This window comes from Agrobacterium sp. AGB01 (genome assembly GCF_014851585.1).
GTDB lineage: Bacteria > Pseudomonadota > Alphaproteobacteria > Rhizobiales > Rhizobiaceae > Agrobacterium.
The window spans coordinates 1-26,170 of the sequence record NZ_JACVAB010000011.1; the positions used below are offsets into that span (position 1 = coordinate 1).

Sequence of the window (26,170 nt, forward strand, 5' to 3'; positions counted from 1 at the left end):
GTTTCAATTCAACCAGCGACCACAGCACGGTTGTTCGTGCCGGTATCGACGGCGTTCACGCATTGAACAATGATATCCGCCTGCTGGCCCGCGCTGAAGCTGCCTACCGTTTTGAAAACGAAACAGCGGCCACCAGCGGCACCATCACCGGTCTTTCCGCTTTCAGTTTCGACGGGCAGGACACCAACCAGTTCTGGCTGCGCGGTGGTCTGGGTGCGGAAGTCGATGTTGCTGGCGGCACGGCCTCGCTCAACGTCAACGTGACAACCCAAGGCGACGACCCAACCGTCTGGGTTCGCTCCGGATGGAAGGTCAAGTTCTGATCATTCAGTTCAAGTGAGTGTCGAGTGCGAAGCCGGACAGGTGGGGCGCTCGTCTGCCGTTTCGTTGGCCATCGCGAGAAACCGGAAAAACCGCGATGTTCACCATCCCTGTCGCGTCCGGTTGACACGGCCCGCGCTCTGTAGGTGAACTCTATCAATTGCAGTTTGTTCCGAAGTGATCGGTGGCCCAACGGTCTGAGCGCTTTGGTTTACGAGTTAGTCCTTACCGCCTAAGAGCGAGCTTCACTCTTGCCTGCGCAGACATTAGGAAAACATAAGCTGCAGTCTCTGACATTTCTTCCAGTATCTGCATGTGGCCCCAGTCGCCGAAATTCAAACCCATATGTCCTTCGGCACCAGCGGAGACAATCATTGCGACAATAAACAGAAGAATGTCGGCAAATGGAAAGCGCCAGGTGACAATCAGAAACCTGAGAACGTAAATACCCTTGCCCTTAATGGAAAATGCCGCGCAGATCAGGCCTACGACGATGAGTGCAGGCATTATGTAAGGATTGTACCAAAGCTGCGACGAAGAGAAAAACGGTCCCTCATCGCCGTTGGACAACGGAGGCATGAAAACTCCGCCCCAGCTAAGCTCGCGAAATGCCAAGATCGCCCAAACGATAGAGACGGCAAGCCAGAACCATCGAAGCTTTGTGTGATTATCTATTGCAAACCAGAGCGCCATGGCTGCACCGCCCAGCAATATGAGAACTTGGCCAACTTCAACAGGGCCGTTTTCGAACCCCGCCCAAGCAGGCAATATTCCAGCTGCAGGAAAGCCGAGGGCTAATAAAGCCACTCCAACCCACCTCAGTTGCTTCATCACACTCATCTTGCAGATTCCAGTCACCCTTATGACCATGTCATTTCACTCAAGGTGCAGTATGTCTACAGCCTTTTCGACCCCGAAAGCGGTAAACCCAATCAATATCCGAGCCATTGGCTGAGGCTGGTCGTCCTATGTCCTTTGCTCAGGGTCTCGCCAAAGAGCAGTCCAGACAAAGTATTATTAGGGTATACCCCAAAGTTACATTCGGATGTTACACGCAGGATATGTAACATAAGGGTGGTTTTTGAACGAAAGTGACGTTACAAGCTTACAACCACCCTAATGCTACGGAATTGCCATGGCTCGCATCGGTTACGCACGCGTAAGTACACATGACCAGGATCTTGCCATTCAACATGAGCGGCTGAAGCAGGCCGGGTGCGAGATCGTCCGGTCGGAAACAGGTTCCGGATCAACCCGCAAGGGCCGCAATGAACTTGAGACGATCATGGCTTTTCTGCACGCTGGCGACGAACTCGTGGTCGTGCGTCTTGATCGGCTTGGCCGTTCTACCCGTGACGTTCTTAATCTGGTCCATGAACTGGAAGGAAGAGGTGCATCACTACGTGTCCTCGAACCGGAAATCTCAACAACTGGCTCAATGGGGAAAATGGTGGTCACCATTTTAGGTATGGTGGCGGACATGGAGCTGCAGTTCATTAAGGACAGGCAACGAGCTGGCATCGAAAACGCTAGGGCGTCGGGTGTGTACAAGGGGCGAAAGAAGCAAATCAACGACAACGAAATTCGCTTGAGAGTAGCTGCCGGGGCCACCAAAGCGGACGTTGCTAGAGAACTGAAAGTATCTCGCATGACGGTGTATCGAGCCCTAAAGACGAGGGGAATAAGTGATGGGCGTCCAAGCTGATGAAAAATTGAGACGAAGGTAGCGTTGTGGCGCGAAGCATTCAGCGACGAGACCACAGGAATATTGCGAACCATTGATGACCTGCTCTGGAAATATGCAGCGTTCAAAACAGCACTCAGGATAGTCGAGCTGTCTACGGGTGCAGCGCCGCCAAATCAAATGTTGTTCGATCTCATAGCGAGCGGCTACTGGTCAAATTTACTGCTCGGAACCAGAAGGCTGCTCGACAAATACCCCTTAATGGACCCCGCGGAGTGTACTCGCTGCGTGCCGTTTTAAACGATGTGCGGGAATGCCGACCGAAGTTAACACGCCGTGTTTTCGTTGAGGTTGTGAGAGAGTGTCGTTACGATCTTGATATTCTCCGCGAGGAACAAAACATGCGGCTAAGGGCTGCAAATGGTAAAGCGGTATGGGGCGATATGGCATTGTCGCACTCAGAACTTAGCCACGACCACTTTGATTTTTTGAGCGGGACTACGCCCTTAAACCGAACCGACACAGACATCATTCGAACTGAGATATTCGAGCAAATTGACCAGAAGCTAACGTTGCTCGACCGTATTGGCGAACATGTTAGCTCTCACGTAGCGCACTCGGGGAACTCGCAGAGCCGTAATAGCAAACAGCTAGACGCATTCAATATATCAGACGCCAGAGACACGCTGAAAACCTTGAAGGAGCTCAGTGATCTCGTGGGAGTTTGGTTTGCAAATCAGAGCGGCGCCGGGCTAGCCAAGTACATCGGAGATCAATTCCAAGGGCTTGATGCAGCACTCGTCAGGCACGAAGATATGGATGATCTCGCTCGAAACTGGCGTGTGATTGACTGCGACATTGATACTTGGGTGCTTAATCCGAACGATCTTTGAGCCTAAGTTCTTCCAGCCGTTTGACGGCGCTTGGCGGCAAGGGGAGGTTGGGATTGTTGGTCGCGGTTTCGATCAGCAACTCGTCGCTTGCCTGTTCGGTGACCTCTACCAACTTCTTGAAAAACACATCCGGATCGAGACCCGGTTCAATCGGCTGCAGAACGCGCACCTTGAAATGTCCCGGATAACGCATCGTTGAACGACGCGGCCAGAACAGACCCGGATGCATGGCAACGGGAACGACGGGAACATTGAGGTCACGGTAGAGGCGAGCAATTCCGTAGCGATACTGAGGCTCTGCACCAGGCGGTAGGCGGGTGCCTTCCGGGTAGATGATCAGCTCACGACCGTTTGCCATTTCTTCCTTGGCGCGCTCCATGACCTTCAACATGACTTTGCCACGCGCGGCGCGGTTTACCGGAATCATGCGCTGCTTCGCGGCGTACCAGCCAAACAGCGGAATCCACATCAATTCACGCTTCAGAATGTAGACCGGATCATTGAGGTTGGGTAGCAGCGCGTAAGTGTCCCAGAAGGACTGGTGCTTGGGCGCAAAAATGCAGCCAGTGGTCGGGATGTTTTCCAGCCCCTCGATTTCAAAAGTCGTGCCGACAATGGTCTTCATCAGCCAATGGTTGGATCGCGCCCAGTTCTTCGGAATTTCATAGGCAATCTTGCGCGGCAGAATGAAATAGATCGGCGTAAGCACGATCATTCTGATGATCATTTGCATAAAACAGGACGTTGAATAGAGCGGAACGCAGGCCAAGCATGAACGATTAATCTCCGACCGCATTGCGCCGGTCCGGTAAACATCCAGCCTTGAATTTCGGGGTGCGGTTAGCGAACGCCTACACGAAAACACGCCTTTCCGGCAAGAAACCTTTTCGGGCGCGACGCTATCCAGGACGGCCAAATCCGGAACAAAGATACTCGCAACTCGTTTGGGTGTAACCGAAATTTCAGCGTTGTCCTGCGAACGTCGTTTGAAAACGCTTAGCCTCGGCAAAATTCGTATAACGATTATTAGGAGGAATACCCATGCGGTTTCGATCAACGAGCATTGCTACTGCACTTATCATGTGCGTGAGCAGCGTTATGCCTGTCCAGGCGTTCCAGATGCCAACTGTCAACCACCGCCAAAGCGAACAGCTGCCTCTAGTCAACGTTCAGCAGCAACTCGGCCGTGATCGTAACGGCAACATTGTCGATATGCCTCGCATCCTGCCGCGGGACCGCAGCGGCCCGCGTGACCGCTGGTCAAACCGCGACCGAGACCGTTGGGATAGTCGCGACCGATACAACAACAGCAACCGGTATGGGTGGTACAACGGGCATCGCGGCTACCGCGATAGACGACCAGGCTACCGTCAGCACAATGGTTACTGGTTCCCGTTGGCAGCATTTGCAGCTGGTGCGGTGATCGGTGGAGCGACACGTCAGGCCGAACCATCTTATGGTAATAGTCACACCAGCTGGTGTGCAAACCGTTGGAGATCGTACCGGGCATACGACAACACGTATCAGCCAAACAGTGGTCCGCGCAGACAGTGCGTCTCGCCGTACAGCTGATAACGGATCAGGCGGCGCCGCAACCCGGCGCTGCCTTTCCTTACACTTGCGGGCTACAGCTCTGCAGCTGCTTCGATCGTTAGCCTTGCGCCGGTCATCACGGGAACAACAGTGCATTTGATTATCGAATGATAGTGTGGTCCACGCTCAACAATGTCTGGAAGCTCGTTAATGTCATTGAAGAAATAATCGACATCAATGGGACCATTTTTGGTCAGATATTCAATTGTGGCACGCCAATTCACCAATGACCTCACTGCGAATTAATGATCGGCTTTTTCGTATCTGTTCCATCGTATCGGGATGAGTTCACGTCTCGGCCGACACGATGGAATTCCAGATTGTCATTGAGATGTTGGCTTCGCAACAGGGCCTTTGCGTCGTCGCCTTTGATATCCGTATCAAGCCATTCATCGTATGCCGCCGGATCCAGGATGACCGGCATACGATCATGGATTTCTGAAATCTTCGGCGTGGCCGGCGCTGTGATGATCGTGCAGCTCGTGACATTGAGCTTGTCATTATGCGCCCAGATGCCAGCAAACGAAAAACCTTTCGCCTCTGGCATCTGAAACAGCCATGGATCTTTCTTCCCGTCCTCGGTGCTGGTCGTCCACTCGAAATATCCGTCTGCAGGAATGAGACAACGTTTCGATTTGAACGGCTCCCGAAACGCGCCCGACGTATCAACAGTCTCGATCCTGGCATTGAACATGGCCGCTTTCGGCAACTCTTTTGCGAAGAACGGCACCAGCCACCAGCGGCCATAGTCGACCATCAAATGACCGTCGCTGTCCTTGTGCGCGAAATGAACGCTCTGGGTGGGGGCGATATTATAGCGCGGCGGCATGTTCGAGGGCGGCGGGCCTTTATCCAGAATGCTATAGAGCGCGTGGATCTCGCTCCAGGTCATTTCATTGGTAAAGCGACCGCACATCAGTGTTATCCCATCCAAACAGGTGATCACAGTTCCGGACAGCTTTAGCGCATTTGTGGGCTGCCCGAAACAATGAAGCCCCGCCATGCAGCGGGGCTAATTTTGCTCAGGCGCTTGCCCGGATATTGGCATTTCCCATACTTGGTGGTGCGGTCATTACCAGCGGCATGCCAGCCTCAAGACATGCAGCAATAAACGCCTCTCGTGCGACCTCGACTGGTGCAAACCATGAAAGTGCTCCGCGGCATTTATCGACGGCCTTTTTGTACCGTTCGCCACGGCGCAGAGGCCATTCATGTTCAAGGTAATCCAGCGCGTCGTAGACACTTAGAAATGTTCGCTCCAGCCCGCATTGCAGGCGCACGCGAACGGGCGCACGAAACAAAACATCTTGGCTGTCCATTTCATACCTCCAATCTAAACAACCAGATCAAGAAGCGGAAAATATATTGGAGTGGACACAGGGTCGTTCAAGACCAGACGACCCATTTTTTAAACCAGACTACGCCCGCTCAATATCCGTCTTGGTGAAATCGTCACCTTTGAACAGCAACGGTAGGCGATATTCCTTTGCCATCGCGTAAACGAAGCAATCGCCCATGTTCAGTCGGGCAGGGCTGGCAACAACTTTGCCATATTCCCTCGCCGCCGCGATCGACTTGACATGGATCGAAGGGTTCATACTCATTTCTTTGACATTGAGGGTTTCGAGCAAAGCGGCAACGTCGACCTGTGCGTCATCGATACACTGGTGGGGAATAGGGGACTGCGCGCCGACAGTCTTGGTCGCCTCGTTGCGAGCCAAGCTAATTACCGCCTCATAGATAGTCAGGGGTGAGCAGAAAATCTGACGTTTGCTGTCTTCCAACTTGCCGATGTAATATCCCGCGTCTTCTTCGTCGGCCAGAATAGCTACGATAGCGGATGCGTCTAGGTACATTAGATTTCCCACTGCTCATCTAAAAACGCCTTCATATCGAAAGGCTCTGTTTTTGGATTAGGGCCAATTCGGCCGCGTACCCGATCCTGAATTTCCTTAATCCGTTCTCTCAAAGGCACAGTCTCTTTTGCTCGATCAAGTTCATGTTGAAGTGCACGGCGCACGGCTTCTGTCTTGTTCGGAGCTTTTGTGACTTTCATGACTTCAACGGCCAGATCGTTCACGCTGTCATCTTTGATATAGAGTTGGGCCATCCCAATTACTCCTGATTTTGTATATACGGATATATATCACGGTATATCCGTATATACTATATTTATATTGCTAAAACAGCCGGATTTGCCCTGTTTTTTCAACCGCATAATGCCGCTTTGGTCGGTCTTCCAAATCCAAAACCGGGGTAGGCACTGGCAGACGATAAAAACGCTTTCATCTGTTCGATTTGATCCGCGATTTTAAACTTCGCGTCCCAATCGCCTAAGAAATGCGCCGGGGTTTTCCATTCATCGCGAAACTCAAGCGAAAGCGTGTTGCCTTCGAGGATCACAGCGGGAATATGGAGGAGTGCAAACTGAATATATGCCATGTGAACCGCACGGCGATCAATATCCATTGCGGGCACATGCAAACATTGCTGGCAATTATGGCCGACATCTTTCATGGCCTCTGCAAGTGCAATGACCATCGCACCTGAACCGCAGGCCGATTCTTGCGCACGGATATAGCCTCGACGCTTCAGCTCGGCCGCAACATCATCGCCCGAACCGATATTGATTTTTGCCATCATTTCACAAATGGCGTAGGGCGTGAAAAACTGTCCGCGTGCGGTGTTGTGCAACTCCAGCGCATGAAACACTTGCCCCAGGATATCGGTTGGCTTTTCTTCCAGCGCCATCACGACCGCGCCCAGGATCTCGGAGAAAACCTGCAGCATTGCGGGATCGTACCGGCGCACCACTTCCAGATATTGTTTCTCGCGCTCATAGCGCTTGCGCAGATCGACCGCATTGCTCAATGCGATTGCCGCGCACTGGCACCAGTCAGAAAACACATTGTTAAGATCGTGCTTGTACCGGCACTTTTCGAACAGCTTGACGATGGTGGACACATGAGGGTTGGACACAGAAATACCCGTAGGAAAAACGCGCGCCTGGACCTTTACGAGTTCAGGCGGGATCGATTGTCATTGATGGCGGGGTAATAGGCGGGGCTAATAATCGCCTTCGTAATATTGCGGGCGCTTCTCCAGCTCCTGCGCGATGAACACCGTTGCGAACAGTGGAAACTTGGTCGTCATGCGCCGTTCGAGGTTCTTGCGACGAACCCTTGCTCTCGCTTTCTTGCTCCAGCGCCGGATAGGCCGCTGCGTCACCAGTTCCCACGTTACGGCATAACCACAACCCGGCGACCACAGATCAAGGATTTCTTGAGGGCACTTTTCACCACGCGTAACGAGTACCGCATGCAAAACACGTGGTCCCGGAGGCTGTGTATGGGGGTTTCTCCAAGCCAGCGAATAGCGCACCATTTCTGGTGTTGGGCTAGATTTCATAAGTACGGTCGCCATTGGGCAGATCGCATGCAATGTCGATGTGCATGTTCTTGACCTCAAAATCGGTATAGCGATCCGTCAGCCACTTCGCTGCAACGTTGAAGTCGGTATGGCTGAACACATCCGTTTCATCCTGATAACCCGCATGTTCGACCACGACATATTTCAAAGAAGGCTCAGGGCTCACAGCAAACTCCTATTTTCCCCGTTGGCGCTCCCTCTCAAATTTGATTGGGAATACGTATGTATTCCCGGGCAAAGGGGGGAGGGCGAAGCCAGCCCACTGGCAGATTGGTCCGGCGTCATAGGGGTCATGGAGGCAATAAAAAACGGAAGGTTCGCCCAAAGGGTGAAAGCCGTTTTTTTGCCGCAATGACAGCGCCGTGCGCGCTTGCCCCGTGATCACAGGGCCGATCCGATTGCAGGGGGAAACCAGACAAACAGGAGAATATGCGCCGCACCCGCGATTTATCGCGTGCGGGCGCTGTCTCTTGGCCTTCAGCCGTTTCTGGCAAACCACTCTAAGTCACGCAATGACAGGGCCTTGGATCAAACGCCTTGGCGTGATCCAAGAATAACAATAGAGAGCATTCGAGAAAAACAGCATAGCATAGATGGGCTAATCGGCTCCGTTCCCCAATGACTGTTCGGATGTGCAGGATAAGTCTGAACAAAGCCGACCCTTGTCGAGCACGGTTTCGGCTACTTTGCGCCGATTGGGGTCATTGAAGTGAACGCAAAATTCCGTAAACTTTTCGCTGCTGCTCCATGGCTCTTGAAGAGGAAAGTGGGATGAACCTTAACCAAGTCACCGTGACAATGCCGGACCTTGATGAGGGGTGGACATTCTATTGCGCTCTCGGCTTAGTGCCAGTGGTGGATGCACGGCCTGACTATGTACGCTTTGTCTGCCCTGACGGAAACAGCACATTTTCGTTACACAAGGGCGACGATATAGGCGCTGGAACCACCGTCTACTTCGAATGCGATGATTTAGATGAAAAATATCACAGCCTAATCGCTGCAGGAATCGCGTTCTCGACCCCGCCTTTGGCGAGAAGCTGAGCTTTTTGATCCTGGCGGAAATCGTATTCTACTTTACCTAGCAGGAAGTAACCGCATTGATCCACCGTGGCGGATCAAATCCTATCAGATATAGTAGGCCCCAGACCTCTGTTTTAGGAAAACTGTCGTCAATACTCGGCTACCGTCAGCCCGAAGATTGACGAATGAGCGTTGGCCTTTAGCCCACCGGCTGAAAAAATGGGCGCCAAGCGCAAATGCGGAATTATCGTTTTATTTGTGGCCTGAAATAGTCGACGGTGGCGTCAATAAGTGTGGTTAAGGTTTCCACGCCAGAGGTAGTGTTGAAAGCGTGATCCATTGCAACCTTCCCAACGGTGTTCCTGCCTCGGTGAGCTGCGGAGAACTTTTTTGCTGTCCCCTGCGGTATGGCGTCGTCAAGCATGCCCTCTGCAATAAATGCAGGTCCTGTGTAATTGGACAGCTCTGCAATGGGATCAAAACGTGATACCTCCGCGAAGAATGGGTGTCCCAGCGTCACACACGCTCTCCAAGGCAAGGTCAGTGTGGTCGGCTCCTCGCTGTTTAGCCCTTGGAGGTAAGCTTTTTGGCCGAACAAACGAGAGAAACACACTTCGGGTTCTCCCACCGCAGCCCAAAGTGCCAAACCTGATGGGCGATTGGTTCGACCAGCAGCAGCTGCTGCGACCAGCCCGCCTTGGCTCCAGCCGAGTAGAATGACTTGGCCATTGCCGAGACTGGGTTGGGTCGCGATGAAATCCATCGCAGCCAAACAGTCATCAATCTGCGTGGAATAGCTTGTTTCCTGAATGGAGCCATCACTTTCCCCCCAGCCCCGGAAGTCTATTCGAAGCGAAGAGTGGCCGAGATTAGCCAGCCTGGCCGCCACGTATTCGAATATCCCGATACCGACAGAGGGGATCGCAAGCTCATTGCGGGTGCCTCCGAAACCGTGGAGGAGCAAAAAAGTCGAGCTGTTAGGCTGTTCCGCATAACAAGCCGTTCCAACGATCCTATGCATGCCTGAATGGAATTGAATCGTTTTCTCGACGGCCATGAGAATAATCCTCGTTAATCGGTGCGAGGAACAGGCAAGAGGTCCTCGCAACTTGGCGGGGGAATTGGTGAGCCACTAACTATTGCCCAGCACAACTGCGCCGCCCGAAGGCCGAGCGAATTTACTCTGAACAAACGCCTTCTCAGTCATATGAGAAACATTTATCTTGAAGGTTCAAGAGTCAATAAAGCTTCGTTTGGAATGTCGCCTTAACCGTTCTCCTGACGAAAGCCGTCAGTCCTAAATACACCTCCATCTCGGCCTTGCGGAGACTGTTCCCGTCATGCGGCTTCGGGCGCCCAAAACGGTCATTGGCAGTCGAAAAAATCAGGCAGACCGTCTGAAAACTCGCTGGAGGAAATTTCTGTTATAAATCTAAGTCGCTGAATTCTGTCTGAGTTTTCAGACGTTCTGCAGGCTCTTCGCGACAATTATGCTGTGGGACGATCACCCGGATGTCACCTATCGCCCATAGCAACTTCCCAACCGGCGGAGTGCCTAATGAAATGGTAAGGTTGACCTTGTTTGCTATCGAACCAACATCCAGTTAATGTTTCGATATTCCTTGAAGCACTGCATCATGCCCAACCAGAACAATGGTCGAGCCGACCTCTTGAGGTGTTGTCAGCCGATCCAAAAGCGCTTCGCCACGAGCGAGCACTGAAGCCCAGGATTCCCCGTTTGCTGGAAGGATTTCTGCAAGCTGCTCCTTACGACTGATTCCGTGCTCAAGCATGGTCTCCTTGATTGGCTTCCCGTCCAAACTCCCGAAGTCACCCTCTATCAGGGCGTCCTCAATCTCAATGAGGTCAGAACTAGTAGGAAACGCCAACATCGCGGTCTCTATTGCCCGTTGTGGTGGTCTGACGAACACCCGCGAAACAAGCAATTTCTTCATCTGGCGCGAGGCCGCACGGGCTTGTTCTCGACCGGTTTCGTTCAAAGGAATATCGCTTCGACCCTGAAACAAACCCGCTCGATTCCAGTCTGTCTCCCCATGGCGAATGAAAACGAACGATTGAAGCTCGGTCACAGTGTACCTCTTGGCTGTCAGGCGAAAACCCTGCAGACGGTCTAAAAACCTCAGCGGAGATCCCCAAGCTAGCCTGCCATGATATATTTTTTCCATGGCACATCTATCAGGAACAGAGCGCTCACAACTACTCCTTCTACCTGAATCAGTGGACGATTATGTCGGACCGGATAATTCGGATCGCTTCATCGAAGCCTTCGTTGATGGCCTTGATCTTGCCCCTGCTGGCTTCGATCGCGCGACGGCGGAGGAAACGGGTCGTCTGAGTTTCGATCCTGCCGATTTGAGGAAACCAGACAAACAGAAGAATGTGCGCCGCACCGCGACCTGTCGCGTGCGACGCGCTGTGTTTAATTCAGCCGTGCAGGCTGGCCGCGTTATTCGGAAGCGACGAGCCCTTGCCCTTGACCCAACCTCCAACCTTAGTGATGTTAGATATTGATTTTGAGAAATACTTTTAGGAACTGATATGAAGAATTCGCGCTTACGTTGGCTGTTGCCGCCAGAAAGCGACCGTTCGATCGGGTACCACGATGGATCAGAAGTTGCAGAAGTTTGGCCAGAGGGCCTATGTGGAAATCAAATCGCAAGATGGAATTGGAAGCTTCTTGACGTTCGGGTAACTGGCGTAGTCCCAGGTAGCGGGAACGACGCCATTGACCGACGAGCTGCACAATATGAGGCCGATAACGCCTTCTTCACGAAGCGATCAACATACTAACTAATCGCTTTGGCGATATCCAAGAAAGAGAATAAGAGCACCGAAAAAACAGCATAATGGTCGCACAACGGGGGGACCCCGACTTTAGCGTATTACGTGTGTTAATTTGACGAATTCGAATGTATTTCCCTGTGAAAAAGTTTGCAGACAAAGGTGATTTCGTCAGAAAGTAGTGTCTGATTTTCGTGGGCTCGGGGAGCGCTAGGTTTACAGGGGTAAGGCACGACGTGCGTTAATCGAAACGACGGCCATATACGTCCGTCTTTATCAGGTTATGGCCGCGTTGGTTTGGGCGGAACAGCCGTCGCAGTTATTGTATTGTGCGGTCTGTTATTCGGACAAAATACCGCCGTGGCAGCGGAGACAAATTATTATGACGTCTTCAGCAACTCATATTTCGCAATGGTAAGCGGAGATGGAAGTGTTGCTGTTGGTTATTCGGGCTCCGGCTTCCGATGGTCCTCCCCAGACGGGACGCAAAACTTGGGCTCTGTAGGAACTGTCGCTAGAGCGACAAACAGGGATGGGTCAGTCATCATTGGGCTGACACTTGGTAGCCCGCAGCAAGCCTTCCGCTGGGCCGGGGGAGCATAGTTCAGCTTCCCGGTTTCGGTAGGAATACAGACGCGCTTGGTATCAGCGGCGATGGTTCGGTTATTGTCGGACAATCTGTAGACCTGAATGGTGACATCTATGCTGTACGTTGTTACGGCACAGCGCTCGCAATTCTCGATTATATCAAATTACAACACAGCCTGGGCAGTCAGCAACGACGGGGTAGTCGAAGGACAGGAGTAAGTTCCGCGATCTGGTTTTTGATTAGCTTGTAGTCGTTTTCGCTTGAAGTCGTTAGCGCAGTGCCAATTAATCTTGAACGGGTCATCTTGGCTTCCTCACGTCAATAAGGAATGCCTTTGCGTGCGCATGGTTGCCGTACGCAACCGTACCGTGCCACCAATAAATGTTATCAACCCGTGTTCATCCGGAACGGCGCAGATGCATCAACCTGAAAAATCCAATCGGAGGCAGGGTCGTATTTTCTACCAGTTTGAAAGATGGGTTATTCGCAACCCAAGCCTCGACCGATGCGGAATCAAAGGCTGAGCTCAGCCCGCAACTTTTAGCGATGGGAGAAACTGCGCGTTGCAGGCGTCGCATCGTGCCTTCCGTCTTGTTGATCTTGCTGACAATAACGATTTGCCCCTTGGGTTTCAGCACCCGTGCACACTCATCCAACAGACCTTCCGTATTTGGAATAAGGGTTATGACAAACGGAAGAGAAATCGTATCGAAAGACGCGTCCTCAAACGACATGTTGCATGCGTCCATCGCGTGAAGTTCCTTGACGTGAGATAACCTATGCTCACGGATTTTAGATCGGGCTCGCACCAGCATTTCCTCAGAGATATCAATCCCAGTGATCTGGCACTCTCTTGGATATAACGGCAGAACAAGTCCTGTTCCCACGCCAATTTCCAACACATGTCCTTTAATTGAGCCTGCGCGGCTGGCGAGTTCACGTTGGGCAGATTTGAGGAAATAACCATACACCTCGTCGTACATCGGTGCCCAGAACCTGTAGGCCTTCTGCTGCTGCTCGCGGCGGGGGTTATCTTGACGGACAGTGTGTATGCTCATCCCTATCTCCTCGAATAAAAAGCGCCTGAGATGGTCCGAACAGTGCAATTCAGTTCGGGTTCCAAAGAAAGCCGGAACAAGTTCCCATTACCGGGGTTAGGGGGCTTCGGAAGGAGGACCTCATGACCAAAAAAGATAGCATTGAACAGATCCATCAGGACAGCAAACCACAGTTTGCCCGTGGTATAAAGTCATCCAAAAATAACGGCGTTGCCAGTGCCAAGCCACGCGTTATCACAGGCTCAGATGACGCAACGGTCAACAAGTTGCCGACTGGAACCGAAAAGCCAAGCAAAGACTGGGATATTAATTACGACCCATGAGCACGGAACCTTTTGTCGGCAAAGGTGTTTTCATGGGTTGAGTTCCAGTCGGTTTGACGATTGCGGTCGGGGGATTGCGTGAACACGTCAGAAGAGAAGTATCGTGAGATCATTGCCAAATTGCGTTCGGCACAAGCCGCAGGTGGGATTGGGACATTTGTAGTAGATATCGACACCGATATAGTTGCAGCGACGCCTGAGTTCTCCAGCCTGTATGGTCTCGATCACATTGACACTCGACCAGCAGTTGATTTTGAGGCTGTCGTGATAAAGGACGACGAGAAATTGGTCTCTCACTCGTCCAGTCGCAAAGACGGTGATGCGGCAACTGAGGTCGAGTACCGTATCCGCAGAGGAAACAGTGGGGAAATCAGATGGATTGCGCGAAAGGGAGAGTTTCAGCGTGACCAGGATGGCAAACCTGTCCGTTTCATAGGTATTGCGAGGGATATTACCGCCCAGAAATTTTCCGAGGATGCCCTTAAAAAAACGCAAGAGAAACTGGCGCTCGCGCTCGAAGCTACAGGCGTTGGAACATTCGATTTCGATCTCATAAATAATGTACTGGAGTGGGACGATAGATGCCGCGAGCTCTTCGGTCTTCCGCCGAATGCTACAGTCTCATATGAAACCTTTCTAGAGGGCCTACACCCTGACGATCGCGATGCGATCGATAAAGCCGTTCAGGATGCGATTAGCGTTGACGGTGACGGCGACTACGATGTTACCTATCGGACGGTTAGCATGGTCGACGGTCGGGTCCGGTGGATTGCAGCAAAAGGGCGAACCTTCTTTGATCAGGGCAAAGCTGTTCGCTTCATCGGCACGGTGCGCGATGTCACGCAATCTCGTGAGAAAGAGCAGCTCCATAGAGAGACGGAAGAGCGCTACCGGTTGGCGAGCCGCGCAACGAATGATGCGATCTGGGATTGGGATTTCAAGACGAATTTCGTTTTGTGGAACGACGCTCTCACGGCAGCATATGGTCATCCCTTGGAAGCCGTTAAGCCTAATAGCGAGTGGTGGATCGAGCATATCCATCCCGATGATCGGGCGGCAATCGATCATTCCATCCACGCGGTTATAGACGGCGACGGCGAGGACTGGACGGGTGAATATCGCTTCCGCAGGTTCGATGGTTCCTATGCACAGGTCTATGATCGTGGACACATTATTCGAGACGAGTACGGTGATCCCGTCCGAATGATCGGGGCAATGCTGGATTTGACACGTATACAGGATGCAGAAACCGCGCTCCGCGAAAGCGAGTTGCGATATCGCAGTCTGTTTGCGGCCCTTGATGAGGGCCTCTGCATAATTGAGTTTATCGATGGGTCAAGTGGGCCATCAAGTGACTATGTTCACCTTAAATATAACGAGGCTTATCAAAGACAAGCGGGTGTATCGGGTATAGAGGGCAAACGCGTACGTGAGCTCTTTCCTGATGAAGCAGACAAGTGGATCAGCTTCTATCGCGAGGTGCTTGACACCGGCAGACCGAAACGGTTGGAGCTGAAATTTGACGAGACTCAAAAGATTCTTGACGTAGGCGCTTTCCGCCTCGAGCCGGCAGAAAAGCGGCAGGTAGCCGTCGTCTGTCAGGATATCACATCGAGGCGTATGACCGAAAGCCTGCTGCGTGATCTCAATTCCAGTCTCGAACGGCGGATAGCGGAACGAACCGCTGACCGTGATCGAATGTGGCGCCTATCAACTGACCTCATTCTTGTTGCGGATTTTAACGCGTTCATCACCGCCGCCAATCCCGCGTGGCAACGAGTTTTTGGCTGGAGTGATCAGGATTTGATTGGACTCTGTTTCCTGGACCTTGTTCATCCTGATGATAAAGACGCCACTATTGCTGAAGTCGGCAAGCTCAGTGAAGGTGCTACGACCTTTTCGTTCGAAAACCGCTATCGCAGGAGAGACGGGAAATATCGCGTGATTTCTTGGACCGCGGTTCCAGAGGACGGATATATCCATGCGGCAGGCCGGGATGTGACGGAAGAAAGAGAAGCCGCTGTCGCTCTCAAGAACACGGAAGCGGCGCTACAACATGCCCAGAAGATGGAGGCGATTGGCAATCTCACTGGCGGCGTCGCGCACGATTTCAATAATCTGCTTCAGGTCGTTGCTGGAAACCTTCAATTACTTGCCAAAGATATTGCTGGAAACGAAAAGGCGCAACGGCGTATCTCCAATGCTCTTGCTGGTGTCGACAAGGGATCCAAACTTGCCGCTCAATTGCTCGCCTTTGGTAGAAGGCAAGCTCTTGATCCGCGCGTTCTCAACATCGGTCGCCTCGTTCGTAGCATGGATGAAATGCTGCGAAGGACGATAGGTGAGGGTGTTGAGGTCGAGACTATCGTGTCGGCAGGGCTCTGGAACACCTTGGTGGATCCCATGCAGATCGAGAATGCGATCCTTAACTTGGCAATCAATGCACGAGATGCGATGGACGGGTTTGGCAAACTCACGATCGAAGTTGGCAATGCGTACATCGACGATGCCTATTCGCGCCTTTATGACGACGTGCAAACGGGCCATTATGTGGTCTTGTCGGTAAGTGATACGGGTAGCGGTATGGCGCCCGACGTCATCGAAAAAGTATTTGAACCTTTCTTTTCGACAAAGCCTGAGGGTAAAGGCTCCGGTCTGGGCCTGTCGATGGTGTACGGCTTTGTCAAGCAGACGGGCGGCCATGTCAAAATCTACAGCGAGGTCGGCTACGGAACAACGCTCAAGATGTATCTGCCGCGCTCTACACAACAGGAAGATTTGGAGATCGCTCCGCTTGAGGGGCCGGTGGAAGGCGGGGCAGAAACCATTCTGGTGGCGGAGGATGACGAAGGTGTGCGCGCAACCGTCGTCGAAATGCTGCAGGAACTTGGGTACCGGGTATTGAAAGCGCCTGATGCCACTTCCGCCCTGACGATTCTTGAGAGCGGTATTCCTATTGATATGCTGTTCACCGATGTCGTCATGCCGGGTACACTTAAAAGTGCGGAGTTAGCTCGCAAAGCAAAAGAGCGGTTCCCGCAAATCGCCGTCCTTTTCACCTCGGGCTACACCGAGAACTCTATCGTGCACGGCGGACGGTTGGACGTCGGCGTTCAGTTGCTGTCCAAACCCTACACCCGCGAGGCGTTGGCACGAAAAATCCGCCATGTCCTCAACAATGAACGTCAGATTGCGGTAGCGATCTCAGGGACTGGAACTGACGCACCAGCCCCTGAACACACCCCAGGAAAAGTGCAACGGCGAATTCTGCTTGTCGAAGACGAGGCGCTTATCCGCATGTCGGATGCAGATATGCTTTCTGATCTCGGCTGCGAGGTTTTCGAAGCTGGCTCTGCTGAAGAGGCACTGGATATATTGGAAACAGCCGACATCGACATTGTTGTAACGGATTTAGGATTGCCGGGTATGTCGGGAGAGGAATTCTCCCGCGTGGTGCGTGAACGCTGGCCTGATATTGGAATCGTCTTCTCCACTGGCATGAACCGCAAACCCAGCTGGGATGATGGAAAAAGAACAGCACTTCTTCCTAAACCCCACGGGATGGAAGAGCTTGCAGAGGCCTTGGATGCTGTCAGCTAGAGGTGATATATCAATTCCGGCTGAGCAACCACACGTCTGGACGCATTCGCAGTGCAACGACTAGTGGTCAGGTGATCTAAGCTCATCATGCAATCATAAGTGCTGGCGACAGCACGAACGGTCTGCAGGGTTTGCTGCCCTCCAGCGCATGCGGAGGACAGCAAACCTTACTCAGTTACTTGCGGCAGGTAATGCGTAGGCTATGAAATAGTCCCTTATCGGTGTTTCCATGAAATCGTGACCACCCGCGTTGATAACCACTATTTGTAGGCCGTTGGCTTCGTAGATCATCGGCGTTGCCTGGCCATCAGCCGGAAGCTTTTCCTGCCAAACCTCTTTACCCGTGCGGATATCCACGGCACGCAGTATGTCATCCGTCGCGGCAGCGATGAAAAACAATCCTGATGCAGTGACAACCCCACCCCCATTATTTGGTGTTCCGATATCCACTGGCAACATCGAAGGGATACCAAATGGCCCATTTTTGCGAGCGGAACCGAATGGACGATCCCACAGAACTTTTCGGGTGTTGAGGTCGATCGCTGTCAAACCGCCATAGGGGGGCTTTTTGCAAAGAAGACCTGTCAACGGCACCCGCCAACCTGCATTCACACGAATTCCATAGGGCGTAAGGGCTTGCGGATTGATGCTACCGTGCGAACCGGAGCCGGCGTCAGGATTGATTGTAATTGGGCATATTGTTATAATTGGCGATCATAATGTTGTTGACCGGATCCACGGCGACGCCGCCCCAATCCGAGCCGCTGCTGTAACCGGGAAACTGATCGCGAAATACCAATTACGACTTAAAGTGTGAAACCAGTTTCAGCTTTGCGCATAGCCATGCCGCCAATACGAGACGGCGAGCTGGTCGGCTTTGGTGAAACGGCCGCCTGAGCGCCAGGACGACCGAATTTTCCTGAATAAATCAAATTCAGTTCCTGCCCAGGCGAATACTGATCCTTGCATTGGAGCATCGATTGCCTCGATATCATTGATAAGCCATGCGGTTCCTGATTTTCGGCTTATCCATCTGATGTCCATCGCCGATGGAGCTGCCAGTTCTTGACGATCCTCATCGCTATCGATCTCGATGACTGCAACGCCGCGCGCATCCCGAGGCAGCGCCGAGATGAGTCTGCTGATGGCTGGTAGCGCTGTTTCATCGCCGACAAGCAGGTTCCATTGAGATGGTCTGGCACTTCCGCCTCCTGGACCCATCATGCCGATAACATCGCCGATTGACGCGTTTACGGCAAACCGACTGCCCGGTCCTCCATGTGCGTGGATGACAAAATAGATATCAAACACATTCTGCTCCGGACGGATGTCGCGAATCGTATATTTGCGGATAACTGCGCGCTCATGCGGTTCACCCCACTCGACTGTTCCGAACGCGTTGAGGTTGGGGAAGTACAAATTCGTGTCTTTCCGCGGCAGCAACAGTTTAACATGCAGGGCATCAAGCGTGTCGAAACGTCTCAAGTTCGGCGTCGAAAATGTAATTCGCCGGATGCGGGGGGAAAGGTCACGTACCGCTTCCACTTTGATCTTTCTGAGATTTGGGAGAGTAGACACTGCATCTCCATCCCCGTTCCACAGAATTTCCGCCGGGGTCTCGACGTTGAATTCCCCAACATGGCTTGTGAGCAGATATTGCACCTCTGCCAGCTGCTCTGCGTCGTGCGCATAGGCTGTAATATTCAGAACGTTGGAGCGCGCTACAAATTGCGCCGTTCCCTCACGGCAAGTCAGTCGCCACTCATTGTGTGATGCAGTTGATACGGTCGCGCCATGGCCTACCAGATGCCCGACGAGGACCTGAGCTAGTGCCGCAGCATCAGGACATCGGACACTGCTGGTCGTTTGTAGTGCCGTCACTGAAATTTCTCCTGATTGCGCGCCGGCCCAAGGACATCGATATGCAGCGCACCACGTAAATTGATGGACACGTCCGCTTCGATGCCCCAGACATCGGCAAGTATTGCGGGTCGAAACGCTGTTTGTGGCGCCCCTTCAACAACGATGCGTCCTTTATCCAATACAGCGACACGATCTGCTATTTTTGCAGCCATTGCCAGTTCGTGTAGGACGACGATGACAATCGTGCCCGATGCGGCAACGTGGCGGATGGTGCGCATAAACTCGTCTTGGTGCCTTAGATCCAAAGCACTGGTCGGTTCGTCGAGGAGTAAAACCGAAGGTGACCCAACCAGAGCCTGTGCGAGCGCTGTCATCTGCCGCTGTCCACCAGACAGGGTGTCAATGTTTGAGAGTGCGATTGATCCGAGATTCAACTTTTCAATGATTGCGGCAGCCTGTGTCTCCAGGGATGCTCGATTGTTCAAGGTGGCGTATTTGTTCGCCACACGCAGAGCGCTCATGACACTCTCGAAAACGTTAAGCCGAACGCCCTTCGGCAAGCTTTGCGGCATGTATGAAATCTTGCCAGCCCGCTGATGGGGTTTAAGTGCCGCGATGTCTGTTGTGCCGAGGGTGATCTTCCCCCGCACCGGCAAAAATCCCGCAATTGCCTTCAGCAGTGTCGACTTTCCAGCGGCATTCGGTCCTGTTAGCGCAAGTATTTGGCCGGGGTGAATTTCAGGAATCGTAACGCCTTTAAGAATCTGCCGGCTGCGGTAACCTGCATATATGTCTGCAAGGCAGAGACCCATCGCATCACTCATGTGGATTTGCCCTGTCGCACAATGAGCGCAATGAAAACCGGAACGCCAACCAGTGCTGCGACAATCCCCACGGGCAGATTGGCATTTGGCACAAGCATTTTCGCAGCGATCGATGCACCAAGAAGCAATATAGCGCCGGATAAGGCGCTTGCAGGTATAAGGTAGCGATGATCCTCGCCAATTATCATCCTGGCGATATGCGGTCCGACCAAGCCGATGAAACCGATTGTGCCGACAAAAGCAACCGCGGTTGCAGTCAACAGACTGACCCTTACGAGCGAAAAGAAACGCAACCTTTTAACGTCAACACCAAAAGACATTGCGCGCTCTTCGCCCAGATGGAGTGCTGTGAGTTGTGGCGATGACATCCAGGACAAGGGCAGCAGCACGACGACAACAACGGCCAAAATCGTTATCCCTGCCCATTCTGCGCGCTGCAGGTTACCCATCATCCAGAAAACAACCTGTTGGACGGATTGGGCCGAAGCATAAAATTGCAGCAGGGAGAGCGCCGCGTTGAATGAAAACACGAGCGCGATGCCAAACAGCACTAGACCGTCGTTGCCCCCGCCACGAAGTGTAGTCAGCAGCTGCAGCAAGGCAACGGAACCGATGGCAAAAACAAACGCACTGGACGAGACAAACCAACCCCCGGACACTAGGGTGAAACTGCTACCCAATACAATTGCAACAGCCGCCCCAAGAGCAGCTGCCGAAGATACCCCCAGGGTGAAAGGGGAGGCCAAGGGATTGTCGAGCACCGTTTGCATTTCAACCCCTGCGGTCGATAATGCGACGCCGACGAGAAGCGCCATCAATGAGGCAGGTAATCGTACATCATAGAGGATGACGCTATCAATTCTATCCAGGGAAGTGCTGTCCCACAGGCCGGAAACAACGTCCCGAAATGGTAGACCTGATGGCCCTGTAACAATATCGGCAAATAGCAACAGCAATGTAAGCGCGAACAGACATCCCAACACGACCAGGCGCCGAGCGGCGACTGCACGCTGTAATGCGATGAGGCTGTTCTTCCGTTGAGTGAGAGATGCGCTGGCGGAGCCGGAATTGTTCATGAGTTCAAATCTACAGAATAGGTACCATCCAACGGGACAGACAGAAAATCGCGGTTGATCATTGCCATACTCTCAGTAGGATCAATGTCTTTGAAGAGTTCGGGATTGAGACGCTTGGCTATGGCTTGTGCCGCGACAACATTGAACGGCGTCGCATGAAGCAGATGCCAAAGGCCGGTCAAGCGTTTCTCCCTGAAGGCGGTGAGCGGCGCCGTATCTGCCGTGTTTGCAACTTCAACCAAGCTGGCTACCGCGCTCTCGGACGATATACCCGGTCCAAGTACCAGTCCCCCGCGTCCAATAAGATGGCTCCCACCGGTGACGAACACATAATCCGGGTCAGCAGCGAATACAAATTCGCGGCGAGCCTGTATCCATGGGCGATCATTTGCCAGTGAGGCACCGAGATTGTCGCCACCCGCCAATTCGATGAAGCCACCAAGGCCAACACCGCCAGGCATCCAGCAGCAATCCCAGCCAGGGGCTCCGGCATTGGCCTGCAACATCACAACAGGCCGTTTGGGTTGTTTCTCAGCTAATCTGTTGCGGATTACATCAAGTGACAATTCATGCCAGCGCGCATACCGCTCGGCCTTTTCCTGCACTGCGCCGCCAAACAACGAACCAATAAGACGCATGCTCCGGGCCGTGTTCCCCAATGGATCATCGTAGAAATCGACGAACAGGGTCGGGATGCCTGCAGCCTCCAGACGCGCCACCACATGTGTATCTTCAGGCCCAGGACCATAGCATCCCCCAAGGATTACCAAATCCGGTCGGCTCGCCAATGCAGCCTCAACTGAAAATGTGTCGGGGCTTGCTTCGCCAACCACTGGAATATCGGACAGCGTCGGGTAGGCGGCGGAATATCTCGAGAATATCTCTTTGCTGTGACGAACAAGGTCGCCTTGCCAAGCGCAGACCAAATTGCCAGGCGAAGGATGAACCAAGGACAAGGCGAGCAACAGATGGCCATCACCGAGCAAGATGCGCTTGGGAGGGGTCGAGAGCACAGGTACCGATTGTGAAACCTGTGCCGTCGGTTGTGCACACGCTGGCCCTGCTGCCAGTGCGGCTGCACCAACTGCCATGCCCAACAATTTCCGGCGGGTAATGTCGACGCGAGTTCTTATCAGTCCTCTCCTACCAGCGGTGGGTCAGGGTCGCGCGGATTGTTCTTCCGGTTCCCCAATAGCAGTTGGCAGCATTGTTACAGGAGGACACATACTCCTTGTCGAAAACATTGGCTACATTGAGCGCAATTTCGGATCCTTTGAAACTTTCATTGATCGCGCTGAGATCAAGGCGGGCGGCGACATCGAATAGTGTATAGGATGGGGCTTCAAACTGGTTGTTGGCATCACCAAAGCTTGCTCCCGTGTAACGTATGCCCGCACCTGCACTCAGTCCCTCCAGTGCATCTGCAAATCTGTGATTTACCCACAATGCTGCCTGATGATCTGGCACATAGATTACCCGCTTGCCCGTGGCGCTGACTTCAGAGTCGATATAAGTGTAGGATGCGATGACATCCCAACCGTCCCACATAGCGATCTTGGCTTCCGCCTCGATGCCCTTCATGTCAACTTTGCCGATTTGCTGCTGCACTCCGGAGTTGGTTACAACAAGGTTACTTTGCTGCAGATCAAAACCGGCGACAGTGAACAGGTGGTCTGTTCCTGCTGGCTGATATTTTACACCGATTTCAAGCTGCTTGCCCTTTGACGGATCATAGGCGTCCCCAGTGCTCGTGTTCACTCCGGAGATTGGTTCGAAGGAGGTGCCGTAGCTAATGTAGGGCGAAACGCCATTATCAAATGCATATAGCAAGCCCGCGCGCCCGGTAAAAGAATGGTCGTTGTTAACGGTTCTGGTGGAGTTCAGGCGACTCAATGTGCTGGTTTCTGCAGCGTCGTAACGACCGGTCAAAGTCAGGCGCCAGTTATCCAGTGCCATTTCGTCCTGAAGATAGAAACCTGCCTGGCGCGTGAGCTGTTTCGAATTGGTGCTGTACGGAGCGGTGCCAATGACCGCCTGACCGTAGACAGGATTGTATATGTCGAGCGGATATGCCGTCAAAGCCAGTGAGCCGAACTGGTAGTCGGCGCTCTGCACCAAAATGTCCACACCGCCAAGAACATTATGCGTGACAGGGCCGGTGTCGAAGCTTCCGGATAGGCTATTGTCCATTGTAAACGTCTGGGCAAGGTCGTGGATCTGGACGGCACTGCGGTTAACAAGGTTTTCGCTGCCAGCCCTCAGGCCAATACCACGGACTACCTGAAGGTCGTAGTCCACTTCCATAAGGCGTGCCGTGGAGTTGAATGTAATTCCGTTGTCGAAAGTGTGTTCGTAGATGTAGCCAATTGCGCTTTGGCGGCGCTGGAAGTCGTCGTAATCGGGTTCGCCCAGAAAAACGCTGCGCGAATATTTGCCAAGTGACGACTCGTAGAGTGATCCTACCGATGGTAGGAATTGCAGCGAGCCGCCATCGTCACGAATGTGATGGCCGAGAACCGTCAATGACGTGTCCTCATCTGGCTTCCATGTCAATGCAGGCGCAATGAACAACCGATCATTATCAACGTGATCAACCTGTGTCTCCGAGGCTCGTCCCATTCCGGTTAGTCGGTAGAGAAACTGGCCTTCGTCATCAATGGGTCCACCAAAGTCAAAAGCGACTTGTTTGCGCCACGGATCGCCCAATGTGAACTGGACTTCGCGTAACGTTTCATCAGTTGGTTTTTTGCTAACAAAATTCACCAAGCCACCGGGTGGGGTCTGGCCGTAGAGTGCGGCAGACGGGCCACGCAAGGCCTCAATGCGTTCCACCATATAAGGATCAATTCGAGGCCAGGCATACGTCGCACGAGGCATGCGCGTGCCATCAAGGAGTTCAGGTACAACGAAACCACGCATGCGGATCCAATCTGCGCGAGGGTCAGCACCAAAGATTTCGGCATTCGTTGCTGGTGCGTAACGTAACGCTTCACTGGTGGTTGTCGCGGCCTGTTGGCGGATCTGTTCCGATGACGTGACCGTGATGGATTGCGGTGTTTCTGCTATCGCTCGGTCAGTTTTCGTTGCTGTCGCGCTCTTCTTTGCAACGATGCCGGTAACCGGACCCTTTGCGTTTTCGTTTTCCGTTTGTACGACAATCGGAGCCAGTTGCGTGTTTGCTTGCTGAGCTTGAGCAACTGTTAACGGAAGCAACGCCACGCCAGCGCTGAGAGCGAGTTTCAGGCCCTTGATGCGGTCGATATTTACAGAAAATGTCATCACTTTACCCCACGGCTTGGTGGTGGCGTTTTAGCGTGGACGTGTAATGATGAGCAATCAGGTCCACTTTCGCGATACTGAGAAATACTTTCGCGATTCTGTCACAAGAACTCGTTTTTTCCATCGCTGCTGGAATGCGGTACCAATGAGTGAGGCGCCATGCCAAAGCGCCGTCGGAACAGGGTCGAAAAATGGGCAGGCGTATAGCCTACTTCGGACGCAACCTGGCTTACGTTCAGGTGTCCTCCCGATAACATCTTGTAAGCCCGGTTCAGTCGATGTTCCTGCACATACCTGTAAGGTGCCATGCCGTAGATAGCCTTGAAGCCACGGTTGAGTTTGGACAGGTTTATACCGCATTGTCGCGCCACAGACGCCAGATCAGGAGGATCCGGCGCCCTTTCGACGAGGATATCGCGTGCAGCACGTACTCGATCCTGGTCTGAACGTGTCAGGAAAGCGGAAAACGTCTCGTCGTCGGCGCCTGCAAATCCTTCAAAAACCAATGAGGCCAATTCAAGCGCCTTTGCACAGCGATAAAATCCACTATGACCTTCTTGGTCTCCTAGTAATTGAGTGCCCAGAGCTCGAATGGCGGTGTCCGCTCCTCGTGCTCGCAGCAGGAGATTGCGGCAGTCCGTCTGTCGCATGCCACAAAGCAAAGTCGCAGCATCACGCTGATATTCGGTTTCAACTAGTTTCTTATCAATCTGCAGCAGTACCACTCTGAAGGGCATGTCGCGCGAGAAAATCTGTTCGCGCCTGTTTTCACCGTCACTCAGCACCGCGAAGGTTGTAGGGCTACGAATATCGAGAAGAGGTGCGTCACCTGCCGTCAGCTGCATCTTGCCCTGAAGAACGACAATTATCCTGAGCCCATCACGTATAGGCGATGAGACACGCAATGGCTCCGAAAAGATCTTGGTGCTCGTCTCCACGAGTAGCTGACCCTGAAGATGGGTCGTAACGAGCTGCGATGGAGGCGGGGAAATGTCCATATGAAACACATATTAAACCTGAGTAATTAAATCAATTATTTTGTGCCTTGAACTTTGTTATTGGCGAGGTGGATAGTTTAGATTCAACCGGTTGCTGAACTTCGTGACAAATACTGCGCATCCGCTCGTAACCACTATCTGCTTTCCTTGACTATCTAGAAGAAGCGTTTCCCTCAGGGTCAGCCGAAGAACTGGTAGACTATCTCGAAAGATAGTGGGGTGCTGACGATCCTCACCGGCACAGAGGCCGTTTGAGCTTGTGCGATACGCCATCAAATGCGTCCCATTGTTTGAACAGGTCTACGAGGACGACAGCCTGTGGACACCATTTACATCAAAAAACGCGATTTAAATCCGGGGAGTATGACGACGTGTGACCCGGCTTCCAGCTTGCCAGGAGCTTCGACTTGACAATACACACCAAGTGTACGGCGGTTTCGCCTGACAATATTCCTCAGTATTTCGGGATCTTTATCAATTCCAGGCGGGGATATGAATGTCTTTGCGCATCGTTCGGTCAGTTCGAAAACTTTCACTGTCGTGCCACCGATATACAATACAGCGTCAAGCCATTCTGATTCGGGAAATCCCGGCGCTCCAAGTAGAGGCAGGGAGTAACGGAATGCTGCTCCGCCTGTCCCACGCGCGCAACCTATGTACGTTGTCGGACAATCTGATTGAGTTCAAGGAAACATGACAGAGGCTACGTCACTCTGCCTGTTCTGACGTCACACACCTCGCGTTACCAAGTGTACGGTAATTGACCGTGGTCCGAACTTAGGGAACCGCGACAACTCGCTTCCGTTTTCCGGTCT

Annotated in this window: 24 protein-coding genes and 3 pseudogenes; 7 read left to right on the forward strand and 20 right to left on the reverse strand. The window is 52.7% G+C overall.

Going from position 1 to position 26,170, the window contains the following annotated elements; genetic code table 11:
- Positions 1-323, forward strand: a pseudogene (locus tag IB237_RS25555) (autotransporter domain-containing protein); the annotation flags it as partial.
- A 223-nt stretch (positions 324-546) separates the two neighbouring features.
- Here IB237_RS25555 and IB237_RS25560 read toward each other — a convergent pair.
- Positions 547-1,161: a hypothetical protein gene (locus tag IB237_RS25560; protein ID WP_192491575.1), complete on the reverse strand. Its 615-nt coding sequence runs from the start codon at positions 1,159-1,161 to the stop codon at positions 547-549.
- A 295-nt stretch (positions 1,162-1,456) separates the two neighbouring features.
- Between IB237_RS25560 and IB237_RS25565 the strand changes: the two genes are divergently transcribed.
- Positions 1,457-2,026, forward strand: coding sequence for a recombinase family protein (locus IB237_RS25565; RefSeq protein WP_192491576.1), 570 nt, complete (start codon positions 1,457-1,459; stop codon positions 2,024-2,026).
- Positions 2,027-2,280: 254 nt separating this feature from the next.
- Positions 2,281-2,898, forward strand: a complete 618-nt coding sequence (locus IB237_RS25570) for a hypothetical protein (RefSeq protein WP_192491577.1) — start codon at positions 2,281-2,283, stop codon at positions 2,896-2,898.
- Here IB237_RS25570 and IB237_RS25575 read toward each other — a convergent pair.
- A pseudogene (locus tag IB237_RS25575) lies at positions 2,879-3,671 on the reverse strand (lysophospholipid acyltransferase family protein). The gene IB237_RS25570 and the pseudogene IB237_RS25575 overlap by 20 nt on opposite strands.
- A 346-nt stretch (positions 3,672-4,017) precedes the next feature.
- Here IB237_RS25575 and IB237_RS25580 point away from each other — a divergent pair.
- Entirely contained in the window at positions 4,018-4,470 is a 453-nt protein-coding gene (locus tag IB237_RS25580) for a BA14K family protein (protein WP_192491578.1), read from the forward strand.
- A gap of 253 nt (positions 4,471-4,723) precedes the next feature.
- Here IB237_RS25580 and IB237_RS25585 read toward each other — a convergent pair whose 3' ends face one another.
- From IB237_RS25585 to IB237_RS25615, 7 genes are all read right to left on the reverse strand, one after another.
- Positions 4,724-5,407 carry an SOS response-associated peptidase gene (locus IB237_RS25585; protein ID WP_192491579.1) on the reverse strand — a complete coding sequence of 228 codons (684 nt, stop codon included), beginning with the start codon at positions 5,405-5,407 and terminating at the stop codon, positions 4,724-4,726.
- A gap of 106 nt (positions 5,408-5,513) precedes the next feature.
- Positions 5,514-5,810, reverse strand: a complete 297-nt coding sequence (locus tag IB237_RS25590) for a DUF982 domain-containing protein (protein ID WP_192491580.1) — start codon at positions 5,808-5,810, stop codon at positions 5,514-5,516.
- Positions 5,811-5,909: 99 nt separating this feature from the next.
- Complete coding sequence (locus tag IB237_RS25595) at positions 5,910-6,347, reverse strand: type II toxin-antitoxin system VapC family toxin (RefSeq protein ID WP_192491581.1); 438 nt, start codon at positions 6,345-6,347, stop codon at positions 5,910-5,912.
- Positions 6,347-6,601 (reverse strand): type II toxin-antitoxin system VapB family antitoxin, encoded by a 255-nt coding sequence (locus IB237_RS25600; RefSeq protein WP_192491582.1) that lies wholly within the window; start codon positions 6,599-6,601, stop codon positions 6,347-6,349. Before IB237_RS25600 ends, IB237_RS25595 begins: the two co-directional genes overlap by 1 nt.
- A gap of 98 nt (positions 6,602-6,699) precedes the next feature.
- Positions 6,700-7,470, reverse strand: a complete 771-nt coding sequence (locus IB237_RS26370; RefSeq protein ID WP_192491583.1) for an N-6 DNA methylase — start codon at positions 7,468-7,470, stop codon at positions 6,700-6,702.
- 87 nt (positions 7,471-7,557) lie between these two features.
- Positions 7,558-7,899 carry a theronine dehydrogenase gene (locus IB237_RS25610; protein ID WP_210324103.1) on the reverse strand — a complete coding sequence of 114 codons (342 nt, stop codon included), beginning with the start codon at positions 7,897-7,899 and terminating at the stop codon, positions 7,558-7,560.
- Positions 7,889-8,086: a hypothetical protein gene (locus IB237_RS25615; protein WP_192491584.1), complete on the reverse strand. Its 198-nt coding sequence runs from the start codon at positions 8,084-8,086 to the stop codon at positions 7,889-7,891. The genes IB237_RS25610 and IB237_RS25615 overlap by 11 nt, the downstream gene beginning before the upstream one ends.
- Before the next feature lie 605 nt (positions 8,087-8,691).
- On the opposite strand from IB237_RS25615, the pseudogene IB237_RS25620 reads away from it, so the two are divergent.
- A pseudogene (locus tag IB237_RS25620) lies at positions 8,692-9,058 on the forward strand (VOC family protein).
- Between the two features lie 129 nt (positions 9,059-9,187).
- On the opposite strand, the gene IB237_RS25625 reads toward IB237_RS25620, so the two are convergent.
- The 3 genes from IB237_RS25625 to IB237_RS25635 form a co-directional block, all read right to left on the reverse strand.
- The gene (locus tag IB237_RS25625) at positions 9,188-10,000 is read right to left on the reverse strand and encodes a S9 family peptidase (protein WP_192491585.1); all 813 of its coding nucleotides are present in this window, start codon (positions 9,998-10,000) and stop codon (positions 9,188-9,190) included.
- A gap of 547 nt (positions 10,001-10,547) precedes the next feature.
- Positions 10,548-11,033 carry a histidine phosphatase family protein gene (locus IB237_RS25630; protein WP_192491586.1) on the reverse strand — a complete coding sequence of 162 codons (486 nt, stop codon included), beginning with the start codon at positions 11,031-11,033 and terminating at the stop codon, positions 10,548-10,550.
- A gap of 1,699 nt (positions 11,034-12,732) precedes the next feature.
- A complete protein-coding gene (locus tag IB237_RS25635; RefSeq protein WP_192491587.1) occupies positions 12,733-13,392 on the reverse strand; it encodes a class I SAM-dependent methyltransferase in 660 nt (219 codons plus the stop codon).
- A 122-nt stretch (positions 13,393-13,514) separates the two neighbouring features.
- On the opposite strand from IB237_RS25635, the gene IB237_RS25640 reads away from it, so the two are divergent.
- The gene (locus IB237_RS25640) at positions 13,515-13,715 is read left to right on the forward strand and encodes a hypothetical protein (RefSeq protein WP_192491588.1); all 201 of its coding nucleotides are present in this window, start codon (positions 13,515-13,517) and stop codon (positions 13,713-13,715) included.
- 78 nt (positions 13,716-13,793) lie between these two features.
- A complete protein-coding gene (locus IB237_RS25645; protein ID WP_192491589.1) occupies positions 13,794-17,315 on the forward strand; it encodes a PAS domain-containing protein in 3,522 nt (1,173 codons plus the stop codon).
- A gap of 171 nt (positions 17,316-17,486) precedes the next feature.
- Here the strand turns inward: IB237_RS25645 and IB237_RS25650 are convergent, their stop codons facing one another.
- The 8 genes from IB237_RS25650 to IB237_RS26615 all read right to left on the reverse strand — a co-directional run bounded on the left by IB237_RS25650 (position 17,487) and on the right by IB237_RS26615 (position 26,011).
- Positions 17,487-17,903 carry a PQQ-binding-like beta-propeller repeat protein gene (locus IB237_RS25650; RefSeq protein WP_192491590.1) on the reverse strand — a complete coding sequence of 139 codons (417 nt, stop codon included), beginning with the start codon at positions 17,901-17,903 and terminating at the stop codon, positions 17,487-17,489.
- A gap of 237 nt (positions 17,904-18,140) precedes the next feature.
- The gene (locus tag IB237_RS25655; RefSeq protein ID WP_192491591.1) at positions 18,141-19,196 is read right to left on the reverse strand and encodes a siderophore-interacting protein; all 1,056 of its coding nucleotides are present in this window, start codon (positions 19,194-19,196) and stop codon (positions 18,141-18,143) included.
- Positions 19,193-20,002: an ABC transporter ATP-binding protein gene (locus IB237_RS25660; protein ID WP_192491592.1), complete on the reverse strand. Its 810-nt coding sequence runs from the start codon at positions 20,000-20,002 to the stop codon at positions 19,193-19,195. The genes IB237_RS25655 and IB237_RS25660 overlap by 4 nt, the downstream gene beginning before the upstream one ends.
- Positions 19,999-21,078 (reverse strand): iron ABC transporter permease, encoded by a 1,080-nt coding sequence (locus IB237_RS25665; RefSeq protein WP_192491593.1) that lies wholly within the window; start codon positions 21,076-21,078, stop codon positions 19,999-20,001. The genes IB237_RS25660 and IB237_RS25665 overlap by 4 nt, the downstream gene beginning before the upstream one ends.
- A complete protein-coding gene (locus tag IB237_RS25670; RefSeq protein WP_192491594.1) occupies positions 21,075-22,169 on the reverse strand; it encodes an ABC transporter substrate-binding protein in 1,095 nt (364 codons plus the stop codon). The genes IB237_RS25665 and IB237_RS25670 overlap by 4 nt, the downstream gene beginning before the upstream one ends.
- A 52-nt stretch (positions 22,170-22,221) precedes the next feature.
- Entirely contained in the window at positions 22,222-24,357 is a 2,136-nt protein-coding gene (locus IB237_RS25675) for a TonB-dependent siderophore receptor (RefSeq protein ID WP_192491595.1), read from the reverse strand.
- A 101-nt stretch (positions 24,358-24,458) separates the two neighbouring features.
- A complete protein-coding gene (locus IB237_RS25680; RefSeq protein WP_192491596.1) occupies positions 24,459-25,202 on the reverse strand; it encodes a helix-turn-helix transcriptional regulator in 744 nt (247 codons plus the stop codon).
- Between the two features lie 482 nt (positions 25,203-25,684).
- Positions 25,685-26,011, reverse strand: a complete 327-nt coding sequence (locus IB237_RS26615) for an MOSC domain-containing protein (protein WP_371815415.1) — start codon at positions 26,009-26,011, stop codon at positions 25,685-25,687.
- Positions 26,012-26,170: the final 159 nt, after the last annotated feature.

Excerpts from the sequence above, each read along its gene's own strand:
- IB237_RS25565 (WP_192491576.1), top strand. The coding sequence starts at position 1,457 with ATGGCTCGCATCGGTTACGCACGCGTAAGTACACATGACCAGGATCTT.
- IB237_RS25635 (WP_192491587.1), bottom strand. The coding sequence starts at position 13,392 with ATGAGCATACACACTGTCCGTCAAGATAACCCCCGCCGCGAGCAGCAG.
- IB237_RS25680 (WP_192491596.1), bottom strand. The coding sequence starts at position 25,202 with ATGCAGCTGACGGCAGGTGACGCACCTCTTCTCGATATTCGTAGCCCT.
- IB237_RS25585 (WP_192491579.1), bottom strand. The coding sequence starts at position 5,407 with ATGTGCGGTCGCTTTACCAATGAAATGACCTGGAGCGAGATCCACGCG.
- IB237_RS25610 (WP_210324103.1), bottom strand. The coding sequence starts at position 7,899 with ATGAAATCTAGCCCAACACCAGAAATGGTGCGCTATTCGCTGGCTTGG.
- IB237_RS25675 (WP_192491595.1), bottom strand. The coding sequence starts at position 24,357 with ATGACATTTTCTGTAAATATCGACCGCATCAAGGGCCTGAAACTCGCT.
- IB237_RS25560 (WP_192491575.1), bottom strand. The coding sequence starts at position 1,161 with ATGAGTGTGATGAAGCAACTGAGGTGGGTTGGAGTGGCTTTATTAGCC.
- IB237_RS25665 (WP_192491593.1), bottom strand. The coding sequence starts at position 21,078 with ATGAACAATTCCGGCTCCGCCAGCGCATCTCTCACTCAACGGAAGAAC.
- IB237_RS25670 (WP_192491594.1), bottom strand. The coding sequence starts at position 22,169 with ATGGCAGTTGGTGCAGCCGCACTGGCAGCAGGGCCAGCGTGTGCACAA.
- IB237_RS25660 (WP_192491592.1), bottom strand. The coding sequence starts at position 20,002 with ATGAGTGATGCGATGGGTCTCTGCCTTGCAGACATATATGCAGGTTAC.
- IB237_RS25595 (WP_192491581.1), bottom strand. The coding sequence starts at position 6,347 with ATGTACCTAGACGCATCCGCTATCGTAGCTATTCTGGCCGACGAAGAA.
- IB237_RS25580 (WP_192491578.1), top strand. The coding sequence starts at position 4,018 with ATGCCAACTGTCAACCACCGCCAAAGCGAACAGCTGCCTCTAGTCAAC.
- IB237_RS25625 (WP_192491585.1), bottom strand. The coding sequence starts at position 10,000 with ATGGCCGTCGAGAAAACGATTCAATTCCATTCAGGCATGCATAGGATC.
- IB237_RS25600 (WP_192491582.1), bottom strand. The coding sequence starts at position 6,601 with ATGGCCCAACTCTATATCAAAGATGACAGCGTGAACGATCTGGCCGTT.
- IB237_RS25640 (WP_192491588.1), top strand. The coding sequence starts at position 13,515 with ATGACCAAAAAAGATAGCATTGAACAGATCCATCAGGACAGCAAACCA.
- IB237_RS25590 (WP_192491580.1), bottom strand. The coding sequence starts at position 5,810 with ATGGACAGCCAAGATGTTTTGTTTCGTGCGCCCGTTCGCGTGCGCCTG.